General features: G+C 70.6%; 14 protein-coding genes. 4 read left to right on the top strand and 10 right to left on the bottom strand.

The window, feature by feature from the left end; genetic code table 11:
• Positions 1-6: 6 nt before the first annotated feature.
• On the top strand, positions 7-1,737 hold the full coding sequence (locus ACIRD8_RS04225; RefSeq protein ID WP_403985802.1) for a CocE/NonD family hydrolase: 1,731 nt from the start codon (positions 7-9) through the stop codon (positions 1,735-1,737).
• 74 nt (positions 1,738-1,811) lie between these two features.
• Here the strand turns inward: ACIRD8_RS04225 and ACIRD8_RS04220 are convergent, their stop codons facing one another.
• The 8 genes from ACIRD8_RS04220 to ACIRD8_RS04185 all read right to left on the bottom strand — a co-directional run bounded on the left by ACIRD8_RS04220 (position 1,812) and on the right by ACIRD8_RS04185 (position 9,257).
• Positions 1,812-2,576 carry an ABC transporter ATP-binding protein gene (locus ACIRD8_RS04220; RefSeq protein WP_403985800.1) on the bottom strand — a complete coding sequence of 255 codons (765 nt, stop codon included), beginning with the start codon at positions 2,574-2,576 and terminating at the stop codon, positions 1,812-1,814.
• Positions 2,573-3,373 (bottom strand): ATP-binding cassette domain-containing protein, encoded by an 801-nt coding sequence (locus tag ACIRD8_RS04215; RefSeq protein WP_403985798.1) that lies wholly within the window; start codon positions 3,371-3,373, stop codon positions 2,573-2,575. Before ACIRD8_RS04215 ends, ACIRD8_RS04220 begins: the two co-directional genes overlap by 4 nt.
• Positions 3,370-4,248 carry an ABC transporter permease gene (locus ACIRD8_RS04210; protein WP_403985796.1) on the bottom strand — a complete coding sequence of 293 codons (879 nt, stop codon included), beginning with the start codon at positions 4,246-4,248 and terminating at the stop codon, positions 3,370-3,372. The genes ACIRD8_RS04215 and ACIRD8_RS04210 overlap by 4 nt, the downstream gene beginning before the upstream one ends.
• Positions 4,245-5,210 (bottom strand): ABC transporter permease, encoded by a 966-nt coding sequence (locus ACIRD8_RS04205; RefSeq protein ID WP_403985794.1) that lies wholly within the window; start codon positions 5,208-5,210, stop codon positions 4,245-4,247. Before ACIRD8_RS04205 ends, ACIRD8_RS04210 begins: the two co-directional genes overlap by 4 nt.
• Positions 5,210-6,727: an ABC transporter substrate-binding protein gene (locus ACIRD8_RS04200; RefSeq protein WP_403985792.1), complete on the bottom strand. Its 1,518-nt coding sequence runs from the start codon at positions 6,725-6,727 to the stop codon at positions 5,210-5,212. The genes ACIRD8_RS04205 and ACIRD8_RS04200 overlap by 1 nt, the downstream gene beginning before the upstream one ends.
• A gap of 39 nt (positions 6,728-6,766) precedes the next feature.
• Entirely contained in the window at positions 6,767-7,507 is a 741-nt protein-coding gene (locus ACIRD8_RS04195) for a DUF1684 domain-containing protein (RefSeq protein WP_403985790.1), read from the bottom strand.
• Between the two features lie 187 nt (positions 7,508-7,694).
• Positions 7,695-8,291, bottom strand: coding sequence for a hypothetical protein (locus ACIRD8_RS04190; protein ID WP_403985788.1), 597 nt, complete (start codon positions 8,289-8,291; stop codon positions 7,695-7,697).
• 57 nt (positions 8,292-8,348) lie between these two features.
• Positions 8,349-9,257 (bottom strand): hypothetical protein, encoded by a 909-nt coding sequence (locus ACIRD8_RS04185; protein WP_403985786.1) that lies wholly within the window; start codon positions 9,255-9,257, stop codon positions 8,349-8,351.
• 239 nt (positions 9,258-9,496) lie between these two features.
• Here ACIRD8_RS04185 and ACIRD8_RS04180 point away from each other — a divergent pair, with 239 nt between their 5' ends.
• On the top strand, positions 9,497-17,731 hold the full coding sequence (locus tag ACIRD8_RS04180) for a hypothetical protein (protein WP_403985784.1): 8,235 nt from the start codon (positions 9,497-9,499) through the stop codon (positions 17,729-17,731).
• A gap of 33 nt (positions 17,732-17,764) precedes the next feature.
• Here ACIRD8_RS04180 and ACIRD8_RS04175 read toward each other — a convergent pair whose 3' ends face one another.
• Entirely contained in the window at positions 17,765-18,460 is a 696-nt protein-coding gene (locus ACIRD8_RS04175) for a type 1 glutamine amidotransferase domain-containing protein (RefSeq protein WP_403985782.1), read from the bottom strand.
• Positions 18,461-18,729: 269 nt separating this feature from the next.
• Here ACIRD8_RS04175 and ACIRD8_RS04170 point away from each other — a divergent pair, with 269 nt between their 5' ends.
• A complete protein-coding gene (locus ACIRD8_RS04170; protein WP_403985780.1) occupies positions 18,730-19,728 on the top strand; it encodes a dihydroxyacetone kinase subunit DhaK in 999 nt (332 codons plus the stop codon).
• 55 nt (positions 19,729-19,783) lie between these two features.
• Complete coding sequence (gene dhaL, locus ACIRD8_RS04165; protein ID WP_403985778.1) at positions 19,784-20,452, top strand: dihydroxyacetone kinase subunit DhaL; 669 nt, start codon at positions 19,784-19,786, stop codon at positions 20,450-20,452.
• A gap of 30 nt (positions 20,453-20,482) precedes the next feature.
• On the opposite strand, the gene ACIRD8_RS04160 is transcribed toward dhaL, so the two are convergent.
• Complete coding sequence (locus ACIRD8_RS04160) at positions 20,483-21,163, bottom strand: HAD family hydrolase (protein WP_403985776.1); 681 nt, start codon at positions 21,161-21,163, stop codon at positions 20,483-20,485.
• Between the last annotated feature and the right edge of the window lie 462 nt (positions 21,164-21,625).

The raw sequence follows: 21,625 nt of genomic DNA, 5'->3' as shown, positions 1-21,625 counted from the left end.
GCACTCATGACCGACTTCCAGACGATCCGGGCGGGCGGGCAGAAGATCGCCGTCCGCAAGGATCTCCGCGTGCCGATGCGCGACGGTGTCGTGCTCGCCGCCGACACCTACAGCGGCGTCGACGACAAGCCGCGTCCGGCCCTCGTGGCACTCAGCCCGTACGGCAAGGAGCTGCAGGCGCTCGCGCTGACCACTCCGCCGCAGCGGCGCCCCAGCCCGATGTGGGACGGCTGCATCGAGGCCGGCGACATCGCACGCGTCGTCCAGGAGGAGTACGTCCACGTCATCGGGGACCTGCGCGGCTCCGGCGCCTCCGAGGGCGAGCACATCGGCAACTACAACGCCGGTGGGGTCCCGCTCGGCCAGGACGCCCACGACTTCATCGAGTGGGTCGCGGCTCAGCCGTGGTGCGACGGGAACGTCGGCATGATCGGCATCTCGTACTTCGGCTCGATGCAGGTGCTGGCGGCCGCCGAGCGTCCGCCGAGCCTCAAGGCGATCTTCGTCAGCGGCGGTCACTTCGACTTCTACGAGACCACCTATCACGGCGGCGTCATGTGGTTCATGCCGCGCGCCGCCCGCGAGGGCCGCGGTGGGGACTCCGGCTGGGCGTTCACCGATGGCGTCAAGTCCCGCATGCTGGAGACCTACTCCCCCGAGGAGATCAAGGAGCGCGTGGCGAAGCGCCTCCAGGACCCGGACGTCGCCGCCTGGCCCAACCTGTTCCACGTCCTGAACTACCCGAAGAACCACGAGGCCTGGTTCGACATCGTGATGAACGAGGTCGACGGCGAGTGGTACGAGGAGCGCAACCCGATCACGCTCGCGCCCGGCATCGACATCCCCGTCTGGCTCCAGATCGACCAGGGCCGCGGCTGGACGGTGGACGGCACCATCGAGACCTACCACGCGCTGAAGGGCCCGAAGAAGCTCGACATCGGCCCCTACCCTCCGATGCAGTCGCGGCCCTTCATCGAGGAGCACGACAAGATGTTCCGCTGGTACGAGTACTGGCTCAAGGGCATCGACAACGGGATCATGGACGAGCCGGCCGTCACCGTCCACGTCGAGGGCTCGCGCGAGACCGTGACCGCCGCGCAGTGGCCGCCGAAGGACGTGGAGTACAGGCCGCTCTACCTGCGTCCGCGCCGCACGCTCTCCTTCGAGCCGGAGCTCATGGGCGCCGAGCACGCCGCGCCCGACGGCTTCTACCAGGCGCCGCTGACGGTGACCGACAAGGTGGAGATCCTCAGCTGGAGCACCGCCCCGTTCACCGAGCCCACCGAGATGATCGGCCAGGGCGCGGCGCACCTCTTCGCGGAGATCGACCAGCCGGACACCAACTTCATCCTGCGCATGTGGGACGAGGCCCCGACCGGCAAGCGTCAGCTCATCACGACCGCCTACCTCAAGGCGTCGCACCGCGAGCTCGACGAGGAGCGCACCACGGAGGGCGACCCCTACCACCCGCACACCCGCGCGGTGCCGGTCGAGCCGGGGAGGATCGAGGAGTACGTCCTGCGCGTCTACCCGTTCGCGGCGACGTTCCTGCCCGGGCACAAGCTGGTCGTGGAACTGTCCAACGACGAGCCGCTGGCCGACGAGCACAACGCGCTGCTGCCGCCGGACGCCTTCCACCTGCCGGTGGGCCGGCCCGTCACCCACAAGATCTACCGTGACGCGGCGCACCCCTCCCGGCTCGTGCTGCCGTTCACGACGGCCGCGCCGCAGTCCTGACACACCGTCACCGCGCCGCCGTGGGACCTCGTGTCCCCGGCGGCGCGGTGGTGTGTGCGGGCCGTGCGGAGGGGTCAGACGGGCAGCCGGGGCACGCTCTCGATCAGCCGGCGGGTGTAGGGGTGCGCGGGTTCACCAAGCACCTGGGAGGTGACTCCCTGCTCGACGACCCGGCCGCGCTCCAGCACGGCGGTGCGCTCGCACAGGGAGGCCACGACCGACAGGTCGTGGGAGACCATGACCATCGTGAGCCCCCGCTCCTCCTTGAGCTCGGCCAGCAGATCGACGACCTTCACCCGGGTGGTGACGTCCAGCGCGCTGACCGGCTCGTCGGCCAGCAGCACACGTGGATCGCAGACCGTGGCACGGGCGATGGCGATGCGCTGGCGCTGGCCTCCGGAGAACTCGTGCGGATAGCGGTCGACGGCGTCCGCCTGGAGACCGACGCGCTCCAGCGCCTCGGTCACCTTCGGCGCCGCCGTGGCGCGGGTGGCGAGACCGAGGGAGCGCAACGGCTCCGCGACGATCGCCCCCACCCGTCGGCTCGGATCGAGCGAGGAGTACGGGTCCTGGAAGACGCACTGCACGCTCCGCCGGAAGCGGCGCATCTGCTCCCGGTCGCGGGGGTTCAGAGCGGCCCCGTCGAAACGTACGCTTCCGGCCGTGGGGCGGGCCAGGCCGAGCAGCAGGCGCAGCAGAGTCGTCTTGCCCGCACCGGACTCGCCGACCAGCGCCAGGCTCTCACCCGCCTCGACGGCGAGGGACACGTCCCGCACCACGTCGGCCGCGGTCCCCCGGTAGCGCACCGCGGCGTCCTTCAGTTCCAGCACCGGTGTCATCGGGCGCTCCTCAGGTCCAGGGCGGACTCCAGTTTCCGGGCGCTGGCGACCAGGGCCCTGGTGTACTCCTCGCGCGGTGCGCGCACGATGTCGTGGACCGCGCCCTGCTCGACGGCCCGGCCGTCCTTCATCACCAGCACCCGGTCGGTGACCCTGGAGACGACGGCGAGGTCGTGGCTGACGAACAGCACGGCCATCTCCCGTTCCTCGACCAGGCCGTCGATCAGCTCCAGCATCTCCGCCTGCACGGACACGTCCAGGGCGGTGGTGGGCTCGTCGGCGATGAGCAGCTTGGGCTCGCAGGCCAGCGCCATGGCGAGGGCGACGCGCTGGCGCTGTCCGCCGGAGATCTCGTGCGCGAAGGCGCGGGAGATACGGCCGGGCTCGGGCAGCCGTACCTGTTCGAGGGCGTCGAGGACGGCCCCGCGCAGGTGCCTGCCCTTGAGGCCGGTGCGGCGGGCGAGCGGCTCGGCGATCTGCCGGCCCAGCCGCATCAGCGGGTCCAGTGCGGTCAGCGGCTCCTGGAAGACGACGGCCGCGTCCCGCCCCCGTACGGCGGTGAGCCGCTTCTCGGGGACGCCGACCGTCTGCGTGCCGGCCAGTTCGACGCTGCCGGCCGAGGTCATGCCGTCGGGCAGCAGTCCGAGGACCGCGAGCGTCGTCAGGGACTTGCCGGAGCCGGATTCGCCGATGAGGCCGAGCCGTTCGCCGCCGGCCACCGTGAAGGACAGGTCGTCGACCAGGGTCCGTCCGTCGGGGGCACGGACGGTGAGTCCGCGTACGTCGAGGAGAGTCACGTGCGCCTCCGCCGGGTGGCCGGGTCGAGGGTGTCGCGCAGGCCGTCGGCGACGAGGTTCACGCCGATGACGAGCAGGACGAGCAGGATGCCGGGCGCGAGCGCACCCGCCGGTGCCGTGGTGAAGGTGGCCTGGGCCTCCTGGAGCATGCGGCCCCAGGAGGCGTTGGGCGGCGGCGCTCCGAGTCCCAGGTAGGACAGCCCGGCCTCGGCGAGCACGGCGAGGCCGAACTGCAGGGCGAGGTTGACCACCAGCGTGGGCCAGATGTTGGGCAGGACGTGGGAGAGGACCGTACCCGGCCAGGAGGTGCCGGAGGTGCGGGCGGCGGTGATGTATTCCTGGGCGAGGACCCGCTTGACCAGGATGCGCACCAGCCGCGCCACGACCGCGCTCTGCGCGAGGCCGATCGCCAGGACCGCCGAGCCGAGGGTCGCCGACCGCGCGGCGACGATGAGCATCGCCAGCAGCAGCGTCGGGAAGGCGATGAGGATGTCGAGGAACGCGGAGAGCGTGTCGTCGAGCCAGCCCTGCGCGAACGCGGCGAGCACGCCCAGCGTCACCCCGATGAGGGCGGCGACGGTCACCGACCCGAGCCCCGCCTCGACGGCGATGCGGGAGCCGGTCATCACCTGCGTGAACAGGTCGCGCCCGAGCTTGTCGGTACCGAGCAGATGGCCGCCACCGGGGCCGTCGAGCCGTCCGCCGGAGGTGTCGTCCGCGTCGTAGGGCAGCCAGAAGACCGACACGAGGGCCAGCAGGGCGATCAGACCGGCGAGTACGCAGCCGACGACGAGGGTGGCCGAGCGCCGGGGGCGCCGCTTCACGGGGAGCTCGGTGGGGAGCTCGGCGGGGGTGAGCAGGTCCGTCCCGGTCATCGGGCACCTCCCGAGAGACGGCCGCGCAGCCGCGGGTCGATGACCCGCTGGACCAGGTCGGCGAGGAATCCGATGATCAGCACCGCGAGGGTGGAGACGAACAGCACGCCCTGGATGACCGGGTAGTCGTGCTGCGCGATGCCGGTGGCGAGCAGGGAGCCGAGGCCGGGCAGCGCGTACACCGACTCCACGACGACGGCGCCGAGCAGGGTCGAGGCGAGTTCGATGCCGAGGATGGAGATCACCGGCACGGAGGCGTTGCGCAGGCCGTGGCGCCACATGGCGCTGCCGAAGGACGAGCCGAGGGCGCGGGCGGTGCGCAGGTAGTCGCTGCCGAGGACGTCGAGGGTGGCGGAGCGGACGTAGCGGATCAGGGACGCGCTCATCACCAGGGCGATGGTCACGACCGGCAGGACGAGGGCGCGGACCGCCTCGGCGGGGTCGCCCCAGCCGTCCTGCGGGAAACCGCCGGAGGGCAGCCAGCCCGCGTTCAGCGCGAACACCGCGATGAGGATCATGCCGAGCCAGAACACGGGGATCGCGATGCCCAGTTGGGACACCCCGCTGAGCAGCGCGCCGTACCAGGTGTTCCGCTTGTGGGCGGCGGTGAACCCGGCGGGTACGGCGACCAGGACGGCGAGGACGAACGCGGCCAGGGTGAGCGGCACGGTGACGTCCAGCCGGGCGACGACCTCCGGTCCCACGGGCAGCGAGCTGACGAACGAGGTGCCGAGGTCGCCGCTCGCCAGCTGCCCGAGCCAGTGGGTGAACTGTTCGGGCAGCGGCCGGTCGGAGCCGATGGAGTGGCGGGCGGCGGCTATCTGCTCGGGACTGGCGCCGACCGCGGTGAGCGCGTTGGCCGGGTCGCCGGGCAGCATCCGCAGCAGCACGAACAGCACCACGCTCGCCAGGGCCAGCGATACGGCGAGGAAGGCGAGCCGCCGCAGCAGATAGCGCGCCATCAGCCCGTCTTCTTGATGTCGTAGGCGAAGAACTGCGAGTTCAGGCCGTTGAGCGGGTAGCCGGACAGCTTGTCGTTCGCGACGACGATCTGCGGGTAGAGGTACAGCCAGTCACTGGCGGCGTCCTCGGCGGTCCGCCGGTTGACCTTCTTCAGGAGCTCGGTCTGCTCGGCGGTGCTGGAGGCTGCCTCGGCCTGCTCGACCCACTTGGTGACCTGCGGGTTGTCGTAGCCCCAGTAGAAGTCTGGGTTGCCGTACCAGACGAGGTCGCGGTCGTTGACGTGCTCCTGGAGCGTGGCCGTGAAGTCGTGGTTCTTGTAGACCTTCGTGTACCACTCGTCCGGGGTGATCGTGTTGATCTTGACGGTGATGCCGACCTCGGCGAGCTGGGACTTGATGAAGGTCGCGGCCGTCGGGTGCGGGTCGTAGTTGGGGGTGTCGAGGGTGAAGCTGAAGCCCTTGGCGTAGCCGGCCTCGGCGAGCAGCTTCTTGGCCTTCGTCACGTCGTGGGCGTCGACGTCGGTGAGGTCCTCGTACCACGGGTCGGTGGGCGGGACCATCGACCCGATCTCCTTGCCGTAGCCGCCCCAGACGGACTCCAGGAGCTTCTTGTCGTCGATGGCGGCGGACACGGCCCGGCGCACCTTGACGTCGGTGAAGGGCTTGGCCTTGTCGTTGAACGCCAGCAGCAGCTTGGTGGTGGAGTCGCCGTCGTTCACCTTGTAGGAGCCGTTGCTCTTGAACTGCTCCAGGGCGTCGGGCGACTGCTCACTGGTGACGACGTCGACGGCGTTGGTCAGCAGCGCGTTGTTCAGCGCCGTGGCGTCCTTGTAGTAGTGGAAGACGACCTGCTTGTTGGCCGCGGCGTCGCCCCAGTAGCCGGCGAACCGGTTCAGGCTCAGCGCGGAACCGCGGCTCCACTTGTTCAGGGTGTACGGACCGGTGCCGTCCTCGGTCGTCTTCAGGTTCTTCGCCTGGGAGTTGATGATCCAGACGTAGGAGAGGTTGTAGACGAAGGAGATCGACTTCTTGGACAGCGTGATCTTCACGGTCCGCGCGTCGGGGGTGGCTATGTCCTTGACGACGTCGAGGTTGCTCTTGCGGGCCGACTGGGAGTCATCGGCGGTGACCTTCTCCAGGCTGTACTTCACGTCCTGGCTGGTGAGTTCCTTGCCGCTGTGGAACTTCACACCGTCGCGCAGGGTGAAGGTGTACGTGAGGCCGTCGGCGCTGGTCTCGTAGTCCTGGGCGAGGAGCTTGTCGACCTCGCCGTCGTCCGAGAGTCTGAACAGGCCCTCGTAGACGTTGCCGTTGAGCGCCTCGGTGACGCCCTGGCCGCCGCCCGCGGTGTTGTCGAGGTTCTGCGGCTCGTAGAGGGAGCCGATGTTGACGACGGCGTCCTTGTCCCAGGTACCGCCCGAGGCGCTGGACCCGCCGGATCCGCCGCAGGCGGTGAGGGTCACGGCGAGAGCGGCGGCGGAGGCGACGGCGTACGAGATGTTCTTCTTGGTGCTCATGGGTGAGGGCTCTTTCGGTGCGGGGAGCTGCGGGGACGATCAGTGCTGAGCGTCGAAGCCGTCGCGGAAGAGGGGGAGCTTCTCGCCGGCCTCGACGGGCAGGTGGAAGCGGTTCTGCCGCGGCGGCATCGGACAGTTGTACTGATCGGAGAATCCGCAGGGCGGCACGAACGCCCGGTTGAAGTCGAGGACGACCCGGCTCTCGTCGTCCGTGCGCCGCACGAAGAGGAAGCGTCCCGCCCCGTAGGTGCTGTCGCCGTTGGTCGGGTCGCCGAAGACGAGCAGCAGGGTCCCGTCGTCGTCGAAGGCGCTCAGCGTGTAAGCGCGGCCGTCGACGGTCAGCGTGATGTCGCCGGGGACGACCAGGTCGCGGCTGCCGCCGTTGTCCCGGATGTGCTCGAAGGCGATGCGCCGGGCGCCGGCGACGGGCGTGTACGAGGCTTCCAGGACCCACGCCGGGTCGTAGGGGAAGGCGTCGACCCGGTCGAAATGCCGGATGGCGGGCGCGTCGGCGTCCCAGAGACGCAGGCCGTGCTCGACGTCGCCGCTGACCAGCTCCGTGCGCCGGAGTGTGGTGACGGTCACGGTCTCCGGGAGGCCCGCACCGGCGTCCGCCGCGTCCGGCACCTCGCCCGCCGGAGCCCAGCGGGTCTCGACCAGGGCGAGGTTGCCCGTCGGGGACGTGAGCGCGCGGTGGCGCTCGGCCCGCCAGGCGTCCCACTCCTCCGCAGGGTCGGCGGATGCACGGTCGGGGGCGGAGTGGGACACGGCAGTACTCATTCGTCTAGGCGGGGCCAGCCCTCACGATCACCGAGTAACGGGACGTAAATAAGTGGCCAAAGCATCACCTTTATTGACCATAAGCTCATCTAATGTCAAACTTCTGTGCCACATTGTGAGACGGGTCTCTCGGCGACGGCCCGGTGGAAGGCGCCGTCACCCCGGGTGCCGCTGCCCGGCCGGCCGCTCATTCCTGGGCCCTGAGCACCTCGGCCTGGGCGGCCTTGAGGCTCCGGTACGCGTCGCGGATGTACGTCACGAGTCCCTCGCCCGGATGCCGCACCAGGACGTCGCCGTCCTCCCCGGCCTCCCACTCGACGACCGTGACCTCGTACGACGAGACGTGGGCGCAGAAGTCGAGAACCACCTGGGGAATCTCGTCCTCGATGAACAGGTCGCCGTGGGCCAGGACCACGTCACGCATCTGCCGCGCCGTCGGCACGAGGACGGTGAGGACCCACCGGCGCCAGCGGAGGTTCTGTTCCTCGGTGAGCCCTCCGGCCCGTCGCCGTTCCTCGCGCGACGTCAGGTGCCGTTCACGAAAGGCGTCCCATGTCCGCTCGTTCGCCTCGATGAGGACCAGGAGAGGACCGTACAGGTCCCTGAGCTGCGCGTTGATCCGGTCGAGGTGAGCTTGACGCTTGGAGCGCCGTAGCTCTCCGCGCTGGTTCAGGACATAGGCGAGCACGGCGATCAGAACGCCGGTGAGGGCGGTGATCATCGCGGCGATGAGCGAGGTCAGGTGAACTCCTCGGGTCGGGGCGGCCGGGTGGCGCCGGTGCACGGTGGGAGCGGGACGGCGGAGAGGGGCGGGACGGCACAGAAGGACACGGTCGCGGTCCTACGAGGACGGGGCGAACACCACGGAATCCTCGCCGTGGGAGACCTTGATGGGCATCCTGCACCAGTCCACGAGCCGTCGAAGCCCTCCGTTCCCCTCCTCCTTGGCCTTCCTGTACCCCTCTCCGTCACAGATCACGGAGATCTCCCCCGCGTGCGCGTCCGCCCGCACCACATGGGTGCGGCCGAGGATCTCGGAGACTCCCCCGATCACGTGGCCCGTCCTGTCCTCCTCGCCGGAGGGCCGCTGGGGCGCGATTCCGGCTCCTTGCCCGACGGCCTCCACAGGTGCGGGTGCGGCGTCGGGAGCGCCCAGCTTCGCCTCCAGAGCGGCGATCCGCCGGTTCTGTTCGCGCACGAGGCCGACCAGTTCGTCGAGGACCTCCGGCATCTCACGCGCCTGTGCCGGGGGCATCCTCCTCCTGATGTCACGCAGGTCCTTCTGCAGCCTCTCCCAGACGGGTACGAACACCGTTCTCAGCTGGTCCGGATCATGGCTGTACGCGCATTCGGCGTTGAGGGACTCGATCATGGAGTAGACCTCCTTCCGGCTGGCGGAGTCCGTCGCCTGAAACAGCTTGAGGGGGCCGGAGATCTCCTTCGGCGGCAGGTCGATGAGGAAGGTGCGGACGCGTGCGCTCGCCCTCTGCTCGGACGGAGCCGCCATGGACAGGGCTCCCGTCTCGAAATTGATCCATTGCCGCTGCTGGTTCTCTCTCGTGAGACAGACGATCCCGGATCTTGAGCCCCGGAGTGATTCCAGGATCTCCTCCATGGCTCTTTCCCCTTTGCCGATGCCCACCGACGAGACCCAGGGATCGATCTCCGGATTGATATGGGGAAGCTCCCTCTTGAGCGCCTCCGCGCACTTCCGGGCCGCGTCTCCCGACCAGCTGATGAAGATCTTCATGCTCGTGCGTCCTTGCGGCGAGATCCGGAGGTCCGGGAAAGGGCGATGACGGCCGCCGACGGGGCCACGGCCTGATTCATTGTCAACTTCCGTGGCTCATACGTCCACCGGCCGCACGCGGCCCGACGACCACATCGCGAGCGATGAGCGAACCTGAGTAGAATGCCACCCCTTCGTCACTCGATAGGCATACGCACCACGGGGGTCGCGCGTCAGTGATGGTTCCGAACGAAACATCCGTGGTGGCCAGGGACCTCGAACTGTTCCTGTCGGGTCGAGGCCGCAACTCGAAGGGCCTCTACTCACCCGCGGTCCTCAGAGGCGTCGCACCGTTCGCGGTGCTCCTGCACCGCCGGGTCACCATGCTCTCGTCGGTACTCGTACCGGCTGCCGGCCGGGTGGCGGGCCCCAGCCCGCACACACTGCTGCTCCCCAGGCTGTGCCAGAGCGCGACGGCCGTGGGGGAGCACGCACTCGCCGAACTGCTCGACTGGGCGGCGATCTCCTGGACCGGGCGCACGAGCCTTCGCCACTTCTACGCGGGCCGCGCACTGCCGGAGCCGTTGCGCCGGACCCTGGAGGAGGCGCTGGAGGGCGACAACGCGGTCATGCGGCGGATCACCGGCTCCCTCGTCCTCCGCGACAGGAGCGAGCAGCTGCGGGCCGACACGAAACGGCTGGCGGCGGTCGACCAGACCTTCACCCGCTCCCTGTTCGTCCAGCCCGTGGAGGCGGTCCTGCACGACCTGAGCCGGGGCGTGATCGACGACCACGGCCTGCTGGAACGCCCCGCGGACGTGCTGATCGCGCGTGCCAACGCCGATCGCCACGGGAACCTCATGCCCGTCCCCACCAACGGCAAGCGCTGGCCGCAGCTGATGAAAGGCACGACGGAGATCTGCGAGTCGGTGCGGGAGCTGCTGGACATCGCGGCTGAACACCCCTGGGACGGACCGGATGTGCCCGTGCCGCCGCTCGACGGTCTCGCCCCGGATCTCGTACCCCTCGTCGAGGCGCTCCTCCTCGCCTCGCCCGACCTGGAGGCGCCCCGTACGGACGCCAACGGCAGTTGGGTGACCGGCGTCGCCGCAGAAGCGCTGTCGCTCGCGGCTCCGGAGCACCGGCATGTGATCGCTCTCTGCGCGCAGGGCGCGGGCGTGCCCGCCGACACGGTGCGGCCGGCCCTGGCGCCGATCGACAAGGTCCGTGCGCAGGCGGAGTCACTGTTCGAGGCGCTGAGCCAGGATCCGGACGGCCAGGGGGAGGACCTGCGCAGTCTGATCCTCCAGGCCCTGGACCGCGGGCACCTGCTGGAGGCCCGGGAGGGCCTCGACATGCTTGAGGAGCACGCGCGTCGTACGGAGGTGGACACGAGGGTCGCCGCCGTGCGGGAGGCCGTGGCCCGCGTCGAGGACGCGACGGCGGCGGAGTCGGTGCTGCTCCACCTGAGCACGGTCGAACTGCACCTGAACCGTGGCGATCTGAAGGCCGCCGAGTCGTACGTCGGCGAGGCCGAGCGGTCCCTCCCGTCCGCTCCGCAGGCCGTGGAGGACGGGCCGCCCCGGAGCGCCGTGGCCGTGGCACAGGTACCGCAGCAGGGAGGCGCTCCGGTCTTCCCGCCGAGCGCGGCCGGCATCCCGGCACCGGGCACGCACGCCCATGAGAACGGCGCGCGGGACAGGATCCTGGCCGCGCTCCGGACGCCGGCCCACGAGGCGCCCGACCGTGGTCGGGTGGAGGAGGACGTCCGGCAACTCGGCCGGACGGGGCTGCTGGACGACGTGGTCAGCACGGCCCGCGACCTGCTGCACATCGCACCGGACCTGGCCCTCACGCTGACGGACCCGGCGCTCGAGAGAGCTCGTCCGGTGATGCGCCCGGTCCTGTGGCAGCTGCAGGTCGACGCCCTGCGCGCCCTCAACGAGCCCGAGCGCGCCGAGGAGGTGTTCCGTCTCGGCCATCCCCCGCTGCCCCCGGATGCCATGGCGATCACCGAACCGAGTGTGGGCGCGCACCTGTTGAAGCCCCGGATACAGCCGTTCCGGGAGGCCGGCGACCCGGCCGAGGCGGACTTCCCGGCGACCGGGCACCGCGCGCCCGCGGACGAGGCACAGCTGTACGCCCGCTCGCTGGAGGTGGGCAACACCTCCGCTCTCGGCTTCGCGGTCGGCTGGGCGGTGAGCGCGGGAAGGGCGGCGGAGGGGCTGCACCTCTACCGCCGGTTCGGACCGCACCAGTACATCAACGCCACCGCCGCCTGGAACATCGCGGTCGCCTACGCCCAGGTCGGCCAGGCGCAGCTCGCCCTGGATTCCCTGGTCGTCTTCCAGGCGGTCCTGTCCGGCCGTATGGAACCGCTCCAGCGCCAGGGGATGGAACAGTTCGCGTATCTCTACGGGGCCCGCCCGGCACCCCCGCAAGCCGTCCCCGTCCCGGATCAGGCGCTGGTGGCCCCCCAGCCCGAGGAGGAGGCCAAGCGCCTCCACGCGGCGGGCCGGGTCACGGAGGCGGCGGCAGGTCTGGACCGGCTGCTGGCGGAGAACCCGCGGTCCCCCGGGGCCTTCCTCCTGCTCCGCATCCACCGGGAACAGATGAACCTCGATGCGGCCCGCAGGACCGTCGACCGGATCGAGGCGGCCGGGGCCGTGACCTGGCGCCATCACCTCGAACTCGCCCGTAACGCGCTGGAGGCCGACGATCTCGTACTCGCACGGCAACGGCTGGACCGCGCCCAGGAGATGGGTGCCACGGTCGGCTGGACGGTGCCGCTCCTCAACAGGCTGCGCAGGGCGTCGGCCGACCAGGGACCGGCGCCGGAGCCCGCGGCCGTGGCCACGTGGCGGACGCAGCCGCTTGCCGGCAGCGAGGTGCCGGCACGACAGGCCCAGCCGCTCGCCGACAGCGACGACCCGGAGGCCTGGCGGAACTATCTCTCCGCCGAACTGAACAAGTCCGGCCTCCAGGGCGTCCTGGACTCGGCCGAGTGGGGCTCACGCCGTGATCCCGCCGCCGTGGGCGTGCTGACCTCTCAGCTCCGGGCCAAGCGGGTCGTCGTGGAGGACCGGGAAACCCTCGAACGGCTGGTCGACCTGGTCAATCAGCACCGTGACTCGTTCCTCAGCCGCGATCTGGCTCTCTGGCTGATCAACATCGGCGACCACCGGTCAGCCGTGCGCGTGCTCCAGGACGCCGTGGCCTGGACCCCGCCCGACCGTCTTCCTCGCGTGGTGTTCCTGCGGGACGAGGCGGTCCGCAGGGGCGAGCTGCCGGTCGAGGAGTTCGATCCGCCCTCGCCTCCCTCGGGTGTCACCGGCGCAGGGAGCGACCCGGACCCGGCGCTCGTACCGGATGTCTATCTGCAGGAGATCGCCGGGCTGCAGGCGAGCAACCCCCACATCCTGGAGGCACAGCGTCTGCCCCCGGACACCGACCCCTCGGTCGTGGCGGACGCCTGGGTGCGGGCCCTGCGGAACGGCCAGTCCCTGGCACTCGCCAATGCTCTGGGGACACTTGTGCGCGCCGGCCGTGCCGACGAGGCCATCACGCTCTACAACAGCGTGTCCACGGTGTACTGGCTGGGCACCGCCGCGGCCTGGAACCTCGGCTGTGTGTACGCGGCATCCGGTCACCTGGAGGAGGCGGCCGCCACTTTCACGTACTACGCGCGCGTGTGCCCCCGCCAGTACTCGGAGGCACAACTGCGCGTACTCACCGCGCTGTTCTCCTCGCTGAACATGCCGGTGCCCATCCCCTCCGGGTCCAAGCCGCTGCCGGTCCGCGGCGGGAGCGTCCCGCCTGACGGCGGCCCCCTCCCGGCCCCTGACTCCCGTACGGCCAGCGACAGCCCCGAGGGCCTCGCGGCCCGCAGGATCGCCGAATTCCGCAGTGCACCCGACAACCACAAGTTCTATGTCGCCGGTACAGCCGTGCGCAAAGCGATGCAGGCAGGGCCGCAGGGCGGCATCACCCGTTACGCGGCCACGATGCGGAACCTGTTCTCGGTCCTGGCCAACCCCAGTCCGAAGGCCGCCGCCGAGATGGCGGGAGTGCTGGAGGCCGCGGGGCACCGGCAGGAGGCCTGGGATCTTCTGGTGGCGTGGATCGATCACACCGGTGCGGCGTCCGCGCTGCTCGCCCCGGCGGTCAGGATCTCCCGCGAGCTGGGGCGGGACGACGAGCTGCGCGGCCTTCTGGAGCGCCGGCACCAGCCGTACTCCAAGTACGAACTGCACCTCAGCCTGGCCAAGCTGGCACAACGGCAGGGGGACACGGCGGCCCTGGTCAGGTACGCCGACCTCGCGCTGCGCCGCAACGCCGCCTCAGTCGAGGCGACCGTGCTCCGCGAGGGTGTCGCCGACCGGCTGCAGACCCCGCCGCCCGACGACCGGGAGATCCTGCGGAAGGTGAAGAACCCGGGGGCGTCGGAGGCCGAGGCGGTCCAGCTCCTGGTCCACGAGTACGCGGCCGAGGTGAACGCGCTTCAGAGCAAGGCGGTGACCTGGTTCCAGCCGGAAGTCGACTGGGAGCAGCTGGCCCTGGGGCTCCCCGATGACCTGCGGACCGGGGCGAGGCCCGCGCTGGACGCCGTCGCGGCGCAGGACTGGGAGCGGGCGGCGACCCTGTTCCGCGAGTTGCTCCTCGACAAGGACCCCAGGAACATCGTGCTGGCGCGGGCCACGGTGGTATGCCTGCTCGAACTCGACAAGTACGACGAGGCCGATGTGGTGGCCGGGGTCCTGAGCCATCTCCCGGACGGTGTCCGGCTGCAGGTGCAGATCGCCGCGGCCCGCAACAAGTACGCACATGCCCGCGAACTGCTGGCGCACTTCCGCACCGTACGGGACGGTTCCATGGACGAGGCCTTCGCCCATGCCGGCCTGATCGCGCATCTGGGACACCGGCCGCTCGTCGCGGCGAAGCTGCTGCTGGAGTTCGCGCGGATCCGGCCTCCCGGCACCTCGGACCTGCCCCTGGCCTTCGCCGTCGTGCTGGCTCACCGCGACCGGAAGCGGGATCCGGAACTCCAGTTGCTGGCGCTCAGGGAGCTGCGCCGCCCCCAGGTCGGCCTGGACGAGCTGGTCACCTGGGCGATCGAACAGGACGTCCCCGAGGCCCTCCACGACGCGGCCCTGACGCCCCTCGGCCGGGCCCGCCTGGAGCGCGTGGCGAAGAGCCTGGCGGCGGATCCGGAGCGGCTGCTGCGATTCGTCCGGCACCATCTCACGGGTGGCCGCGATGACGCCGTGACGCGCGACGCCCACCAGTTCTGCGCGGAGCTGCTGGGGCGCCACGGGCTGGTGCGGGACGCGTTCACGGAATGGCGCGCGCTCGCGGAGCGGTCGCCCGGTCAGGAGGAGCAGGTGAGGGTCCTCCGCGAGCTGAGATCCTTCTGCGACGAGGCCAGGTTCGCCGAGGGCTACCGCTACGCGGCGGTCACCCTGCTCCAGCTCGGCGAGGAGGGTGACGAGGAGGCGATGGACTACGCCGACACCCTGTCCTCGGAGGAGGAGCCCCAGTCCCTGCCGCCGGAGACCGAGGAGCTCGTCGCCCGGACGGCCGCCAGGCAGGTGCCGGTGCTCTCGGAGGGGCTGGCCGCCGCCGCGTCGGAGCTGCAGACGGAGGCCGGGCCGGGGGACAGGGATTCCTTGGGGCAGCTGAGCACCTTGTGGGTGGGGATCGCCACCCAGCTGGAGCACGAGGACGCCCTGTCCGTCCTGACCGACGGCACCGCGCGCGACTCGGTCGAGAGGACCACACGTATCGAGGCCGACCTGCGGCTGCAGGCGCTGCTGGCGCGGAATCTCGTGTCGCGCAAGCTGCGGGAGGCGGCGTCCTCGCTCTCGGAAGCGCTCGACGCCGCCTGGGACGACGTGGCGCGGGATCACCTGAGCAAGCGGAGCGACGGAGAGGGACGCCTGCTCGAACTGAGCCTTCTGCGGGTGACCCGGCTGGGTTCCGGGCCCGTCGAGGTCAAGGTGGAGATCACCGCGCTCCAGGCGATGTCGCAGATCAGGGTGGGGGTCGAAGGCGCGGGTCCGCAGGCCTGGGTCCAGCTCGACAGGATGGAGACCGGCGCCAGGGCGACACGGCTCCTCCTCCTCACCGGCGAACACGAGGAGGTGAGGGTCACGGCGTCGGGGGTACTCCCCCAGGGCCCGCAGCCTCCCACGACAGCGACCGGAACGGTCAGCAACTACCCGCCGGGCCAGCGGCTGTCCGCGCACTTCAAGCCGAGCGACCGGGTGGATCCCGCGATGTTCGTGGGGCGCACCAAAGAACTCGAAGACCTTGCACACCACTACGAGAAGGCGGCGCGCGGCAACGTCACCGCCCTGTTCATGACGGGCTCGCGACAGGCTGGGAAGACCTCCATCGCGTACCAGCTGAGCGAGGTCCGGAGCCCCGGATCACACGAGCTGCAGCCCCCTGGCAAGTGGCGGGTGCCGCGGGTCTTCCCGGTCTATCTCAACGCCGAGATGACGGAGGACTCCGACTGCCCGTTGATGACCGACATCGCCAAGGCCATCGGGCTTTCGGTGAACCAGGCCTTCGAGGACCGCGCGCCGGCGATCGGGATGCCCGAGGGCGGCGGCCCGCTCGACCTCCTGGACTGGTGGCGGCGCATCCGACGCCTGCTGTGGCCCAAGGACACGGTCGGGCTGCTGCTCATCATCGACGAGTTCCAGCATCTGCTGAGGCGTCTGAAGAAGTCGGACAGCCTGGATCCCGTGCTGAGCCAGCTGCGCGGGCTCAAGAACGAGGAGGTGGCTCTGCTGTTCTGCGGTGCGGCGACGACCCGCGGGATCCGGGATCTGCTCGAAGGCACCCGGTTCCAGCAGGACTTCACGACCCCCTACCTCATCGGCCCGCTCGACAACGACGCCACGCGTCAGGCGTTCCACCTGGGTTTCCTGGAGCCGGTCCAGGTGATGGACGAGGCCGCGGAGCGGGTGTGGGAGCTCACCCAGGGCCATCCCCAGCACATCCACATGATCGGCGCGCGGGTCCTGGAGCTGCTGGAGACGCATCAGCAGACGCATGTGAACGTGGAGCTGGTGAACACGGCGTTCGACTGGGTGGTGGACCAGGACGACGCCGTCATAGCGCTGCTCGACCCCTACGGCGAGGGCGGCCGGGAACACGTCCTCGCGCTCCTGCACGAGATCGCGCTGCTCATCGAGGAGGACTCGTTCGTGACGGCGGTCCGGGCCTCGCTCGCCACGGCGAAGGTCAGGGACCTGGAGGGACTCAAGGACTTCGGGATCCTTGTCGAGCGGGACAGGGACTGGGCGTGGGTCAACCCGATCGTGCGCACATGGCTGGCGACGCGGAGGCCCCCGGACACCAAGCACACCGGTCTCGGCTGGGAGCCGGACGAACAGCCGCTGAGGAACGCCGGTTACGTCGTCCGGCGACGCTCCGACGAACGGGGTGCGAAGGTGCTCCATCTCGAACAGGAGGGCCGCCGGCAGCCACTGGTCGCCCTGTTCCACCCCGGTCACGGGCCGCAGCTGGAGCGTCTCCACACGATCTTCTCCGGTCCGGCCCAGCACCTCGAAGGCGTACCGGAGCTCCTTCCTCCCTGTGGGGAGTGGCTGGTGTTCGACAGGGTGGACGGTGTCAGCCTGCAGGAGAGGCTCGACGCCAAGCTGGCGGGCGGTCCGGTGATCGGTCCGGTGGAAGCCGCCCGGTTCATCGTCGGCGCCTGCGACACGCTCGGCCGGATGATGGAGGCGCGGAAGCTCACCCACGGTGACATCCGGCCCGAACACCTCGTACTGAGCGGAGCGGGCCCCGGAGAGCTGTTCGTGCTCGGCTGGGGTGCGGGCCTGGATGTGACGCACGGCGAGCCCCTCCTGCCGCCCGGGCCGTCGGACTATCTGCCTCCCGAGGCGCTCAGGGGCACGCCTGCCGAGCGCTCCGAGGCCGACGACGCGTTCGCGCTGTCGGCGATTCTGTACCGCCTTCTGCACCCGACGGGAGCGCTGCCCTACGGGGACGAGGAGGCGTTCGGCCAGGGCCCGGAACTCCTCGTGGACCACGGAAACCTGGGGCTCAAGGTGATGCAGGGGGTGAGCTACCGCCCGGGCACCCGCTTCCGGAATCCGACGGAGCTCCGCCAGGCGCTGTACGAAGCCGTCCCCGAGCTGCGGGCGGAGAACGATGCCCAGGCACCGCCCGCGGTGCGGCACGGCGGGGGCGCGACCGACAACGGCGAGGCGCTCCGGGAGCTGCTCGAACGTCTCACCGACGAGATCGGACACCTCGGCTCGCACCTCACCCCGGACGAGGACGACGACGTCCAGAGCGACCACAAGGACCTGGTCCGGTCCATCGAGATCACGGCCTCGTCCCCCGCTCGCGTCACACGGTTCGCGACACGGCTGAAAGACACGCTCCAGGGCCTGGGCCTGGAAGCCGCGTCGACGGCCATCGGCATCGTGGACGACATCATCGGCACGGCCCGCCTGTGACGAGGTCGTACGCGGGAGACGAAGAGGCCGCGGTCAGCCGAGCTTCTTGAGCAGCTCGGTGGCGAGCAGGCCGGAGGAGGCGGGGTTCTGGCCGGTGACGACGTTGCGGTCGACCCTTACGTGGGGCGCCCACGGCTCGCCCACCTCGACCTTCAGACCGGCCTCGGTGAGCCGGTCCTCCAGCAGCCACTTCGAGACCGCGGCGCAGCCGGTCAGCTGCTCCTCGGCATTGCTGAACGTGGTGATCCGGTAGCCGGCGTAGGCGTTGGTTCCGTCCTCCTTGACCGCGGCCAGCAGGGCGGCCGGGCCGTGGCACACCACGCCCACCGGCAGGCCGGACTCCACGGCCCGGGTGAGTACGCGGCCGCAGTCGGCGTCGACCGCCAGGTCCTCCATCGGGCCCCGGCCGCCGGGAACGTACACGGCGTCGAAGTCCTCCACCCGCACGTCGGAGAGGGCCGACGGGTTGAGGAACTCCGTGGAGCCCTCCAGCACCGCCCGGACCGCGGCGGCGTTCGCCTCGCCGCCGTTGGCCTGCGCACCGAGGCTGGACGGGTCCACCGGCGGCACCACTCCGCCCGGAGTGGCCACGGTGATCTCGTGGCCGGCGGCCTTGAACGCCTCGTACGGGATGACCGCCTCGTCGGCCCAGTAGCCGGTGCGGCGCGTTCCGCCGTCGGACTGCGTCCACCGATCGGCGCCGGTCATCACGAAAACGATCTTCGACATGTGCTCTCCTCGGGTGGTTCCGCGACGGCAGCCACGACGTTAGGGCCGCGGGCCACCGGAGTACCAATGGAGAAACCGATTCGCGCCATCGAGGTTTCCGATGCGGGCGAGGGATGAACGGGCGGTCGAGCGGTGCGGGTGGCCGCCCCTCGCCACCCGTCGATACGCTCCGCGAGTTGCCGCACGCGCTCGGTCACCCGCACCATGGAGGTCTCGTCCGGAGGCCGGCTCGTCCGGTCCCGCAGCCGTGGACGGAAGGGGTTCGGCGTATGGCCAGGTACTTCGAGAACGGCACCGGCGAACTCGTCCCCGACGCGCTGTCCGGCTTCGCCCGCGCGCACGCGGACCTCGTGGCGTACGACCCCGGCGACGGGTTCCTCACCGCCCGGCACGCCTCACCGGCCCGGCGGGTGGGGCTCCTGTCGGGCGGCGGTTCGGGGCACGAACCCCTGCACGCCGGATACGTCGGCGCGGGCATGCTCGACGCCGCCTGCCCCGGGAGGGTCTTCGCCTCCCCGCACAACCGGCAGATCTACCGGGCCTCCCGCGCGGTGGCGGGGCCGGAGGGCGTGCTGCACATCGTGAAGAACTACACGGGCGACCGGATCAATTTCGGGATCGCGGCCGAGCGGCTCGCCGACGCGGGAATCACCTGCGCGCGGGTACTCATCGACGACGACCTCGCCTCCGACTCCGAGGAGATAGCCGCCGGGCGCCGTGGCACGGGTGCCACGATGCTCGTGGAGAAGGTCCTGGGCGGCGCCGCGGACACCGGAATGGGACTCGACGGGCTGGTGGGACTGGGTACCGCCCTCGCGGGCCGGTGCCGGACGCTCGCCGCCGCCTCCGCCGCCCACAACGCACCGGCCACCGGTGAGCCGGCGTTCGGGCTGCCGCCCGGAGAGCTGGAGTACGGCGTCGGGATCCACGGCGAGCGTGCCGAGCGCACCAGGAGCCAGGGGCAGGTGGGCGCGTTGGTGGAGGACATGGCCGGTGCCCTGCTCGACGCGCTGCGCCCCGGACCCGAGGAACCGGTCGTGGCCCTGGTCAACGGTCTGGGATCGGTCACCTCGCTCGAGCTGTACGGCATCTTCGGTGAACTGGCCCGCGTGCTCGACGCCCGGCGGGTGCGGCTGGCCCGGCATCTCGTGGGCGACTACGTGACCGCGCTCGACATGCGGGGCTTCTCCCTCACCCTCATGGTCGCCGACAGCGACACTCTGGGCTTCTACGATGCGCCGGTCCGCACCCCGGCGTTGCGATGGTGAGCGGCCGGCGGACCGGCGCCCCGGCGGCCCGTGACAGGAGCAGGAGGACGGCCCCATGACGACTGCCGCTTTCGACGGCACGCAGACCCGTGACTGGACGCGCCGGTTCGCCGAATCGGTGTACGCGACCGAGGCCGAGCTGACCGCACTCGACCAGCGGGCGGGAGACGGTGACTTCGGGACCAATCTCGCGACCGGGGTCCGGGCCGCCGGGCTGCTGCTCGACCGCACGGACGGGTCGGCCGGACCGGCGGAGACCCTGGGCACCATGGCCACCGCCTTCCTCGACGAGATCGGTGGGACCAGCGGCCCCCTGTTCGGTCTGCTGTTCCAGGCCTTGAGCAGGGCCGCGGCGGAGTCCGGTCCGGGTCTGACGACCGCGGCACTCGCCGACGGCACCGCCCGGGGGCTGGCCGCCATCCGCCGTGTGGGTGAAGCCTCACCCGGCGACAAGACGCTGGTCGACGCGCTGGCTCCGGCCGCCGACGCACTGCGCGCGGCAGGGAGTGCGCCGCCCGCGACCGCTCTGGTCACGGCGGCGGACGGCGCCTGGCGGGGTGTGCGGGACACCGCGTCCCTGTCGGCGCGCATGGGCCGGGCCAGCTATCTGGGCGAGCGGGCGACAGGCATTCCCGATCCGGGAGCGGTGGGCATCGCCCTGTTCTTCGCCTCCGCGGCCGGCACTGTCCATGCTCTGGGGCCTCTTCTGCGTCCCGCCGGCTGACCGTACGGCGCCGAGAGCCGCAGGAGCGCGCTACCCGCCGATCCGGCTGTGCGCCCAGTCGACGAGCTCACGGTCGGCGAGGCTCTCCACCCACAGATCGGCCTGCTCCGCCTCCGGTCCCGGCGGGCAGGGTCCGAGGCCGATGACGCGGAGGCCCGCCCGGCGGGCCGATTCCATGCCCGTGAGCGAGTCCTCGACGGCGAGAGCCTTCTCGGGCGGGACGCCGCAGAGGCGGACAGCCACGCTGTAGACATCGGGCTCCGGCTTCGGCCGTACGTCCTCGCCGGCGACCACGACGTGGCTGAAGGAGCTGAGGAGACCGGCCCGGCCGAGGCAGGATTCCACCGTCTCCCGAGGGCAGTTGCTCGCCACCGCGAGAGGGAGGTGCCGAGCGGCCAGCCGGACCAGCGCGGCGGCGCCCGGCATGGTGACGGGGTCCTCGTCGACCAGCGCGGTGAAGGTGGTGAGGAGTGTGTCCGCCAGGTCGTCCACGAGGTCCGGCTTCCCGGTCTCCTCGGCCATGAGTGCGCCGCACTCGATGTAGTGCACGCCCTTGGCGCGGTCGGCGAATCCGGCAGGCGGCTTGAGGCCGAACACCCGGAAGGTGGCGTTCCGGGCCTCCTGCCAGTGTCGTTCCGTGTCCATCAGGGTCCCGTCGCAGTCGAAGACGATGGCTGACGGGGACCAGGCGAGGATGTTACGAGCTGTCATGTGGCTGCCGTTCTCGGAGACTGCGCCGACCGTTTCGGTGCACGGGTGCAGATGAGTGCCGGGATGCGGGTGACGTATGCGCAGCAATGAGGGAGCCGGACGAATTACACCTCTGCTGCGACCGCGTGCACGTTGCTGAGCGCGTCATGGCGGACGTGGATAGCCGCTTTCGGCCCGAGCCGAAAACATCGTAGCCGTTACGTTATTTCGGCCTCTCCGATTTCCGCAATCACCAATTCGAGTGCATGGAATTGCCCCGACGGCAGGCGGCCGGGGCGCATGGACGAGAGGGAGCAGGAGGCCGCGGCGCCCGGGGATACGGTCAACAGGCCTGGTGGCCGACACTTCCGGTCATCCGCGACGCCGCCCGGGGGCGTAGTCGTGGCGCTTGCGCGAAACGTTTCTCCCCGACAGGTCGGCAGATTGTGTGAACACTCGTCCACACATGCACGACTGGCGAAT

Origin of the sequence: Streptomyces sp. NPDC102451, assembly GCF_044765485.1 — a bacterium.
GTDB lineage: Bacteria > Actinomycetota > Actinomycetes > Streptomycetales > Streptomycetaceae > Streptomyces.
The sequence above is the reverse complement of the archived record's forward strand: the minus strand, read 5'-3'. Positions and strand labels throughout refer to the sequence as shown.

Excerpts from the sequence above, each read along its gene's own strand:
- ACIRD8_RS04195 (WP_403985790.1), bottom strand. The coding sequence starts at position 7,507 with ATGAGTACTGCCGTGTCCCACTCCGCCCCCGACCGTGCATCCGCCGAC.
- ACIRD8_RS04160 (WP_403985776.1), bottom strand. The coding sequence starts at position 21,163 with ATGACAGCTCGTAACATCCTCGCCTGGTCCCCGTCAGCCATCGTCTTC.
- ACIRD8_RS04225 (WP_403985802.1), top strand. The coding sequence starts at position 7 with ATGACCGACTTCCAGACGATCCGGGCGGGCGGGCAGAAGATCGCCGTC.
- ACIRD8_RS04200 (WP_403985792.1), bottom strand. The coding sequence starts at position 6,727 with ATGAGCACCAAGAAGAACATCTCGTACGCCGTCGCCTCCGCCGCCGCT.
- ACIRD8_RS04185 (WP_403985786.1), bottom strand. The coding sequence starts at position 9,257 with ATGAAGATCTTCATCAGCTGGTCGGGAGACGCGGCCCGGAAGTGCGCG.
- dhaL (WP_403985778.1), top strand. The coding sequence starts at position 19,784 with ATGACGACTGCCGCTTTCGACGGCACGCAGACCCGTGACTGGACGCGC.
- ACIRD8_RS04205 (WP_403985794.1), bottom strand. The coding sequence starts at position 5,210 with ATGGCGCGCTATCTGCTGCGGCGGCTCGCCTTCCTCGCCGTATCGCTG.
- ACIRD8_RS04170 (WP_403985780.1), top strand. The coding sequence starts at position 18,730 with ATGGCCAGGTACTTCGAGAACGGCACCGGCGAACTCGTCCCCGACGCG.
- ACIRD8_RS04210 (WP_403985796.1), bottom strand. The coding sequence starts at position 4,248 with ATGACCGGGACGGACCTGCTCACCCCCGCCGAGCTCCCCACCGAGCTC.
- ACIRD8_RS04175 (WP_403985782.1), bottom strand. The coding sequence starts at position 18,460 with ATGTCGAAGATCGTTTTCGTGATGACCGGCGCCGATCGGTGGACGCAG.
- ACIRD8_RS04220 (WP_403985800.1), bottom strand. The coding sequence starts at position 2,576 with ATGACACCGGTGCTGGAACTGAAGGACGCCGCGGTGCGCTACCGGGGG.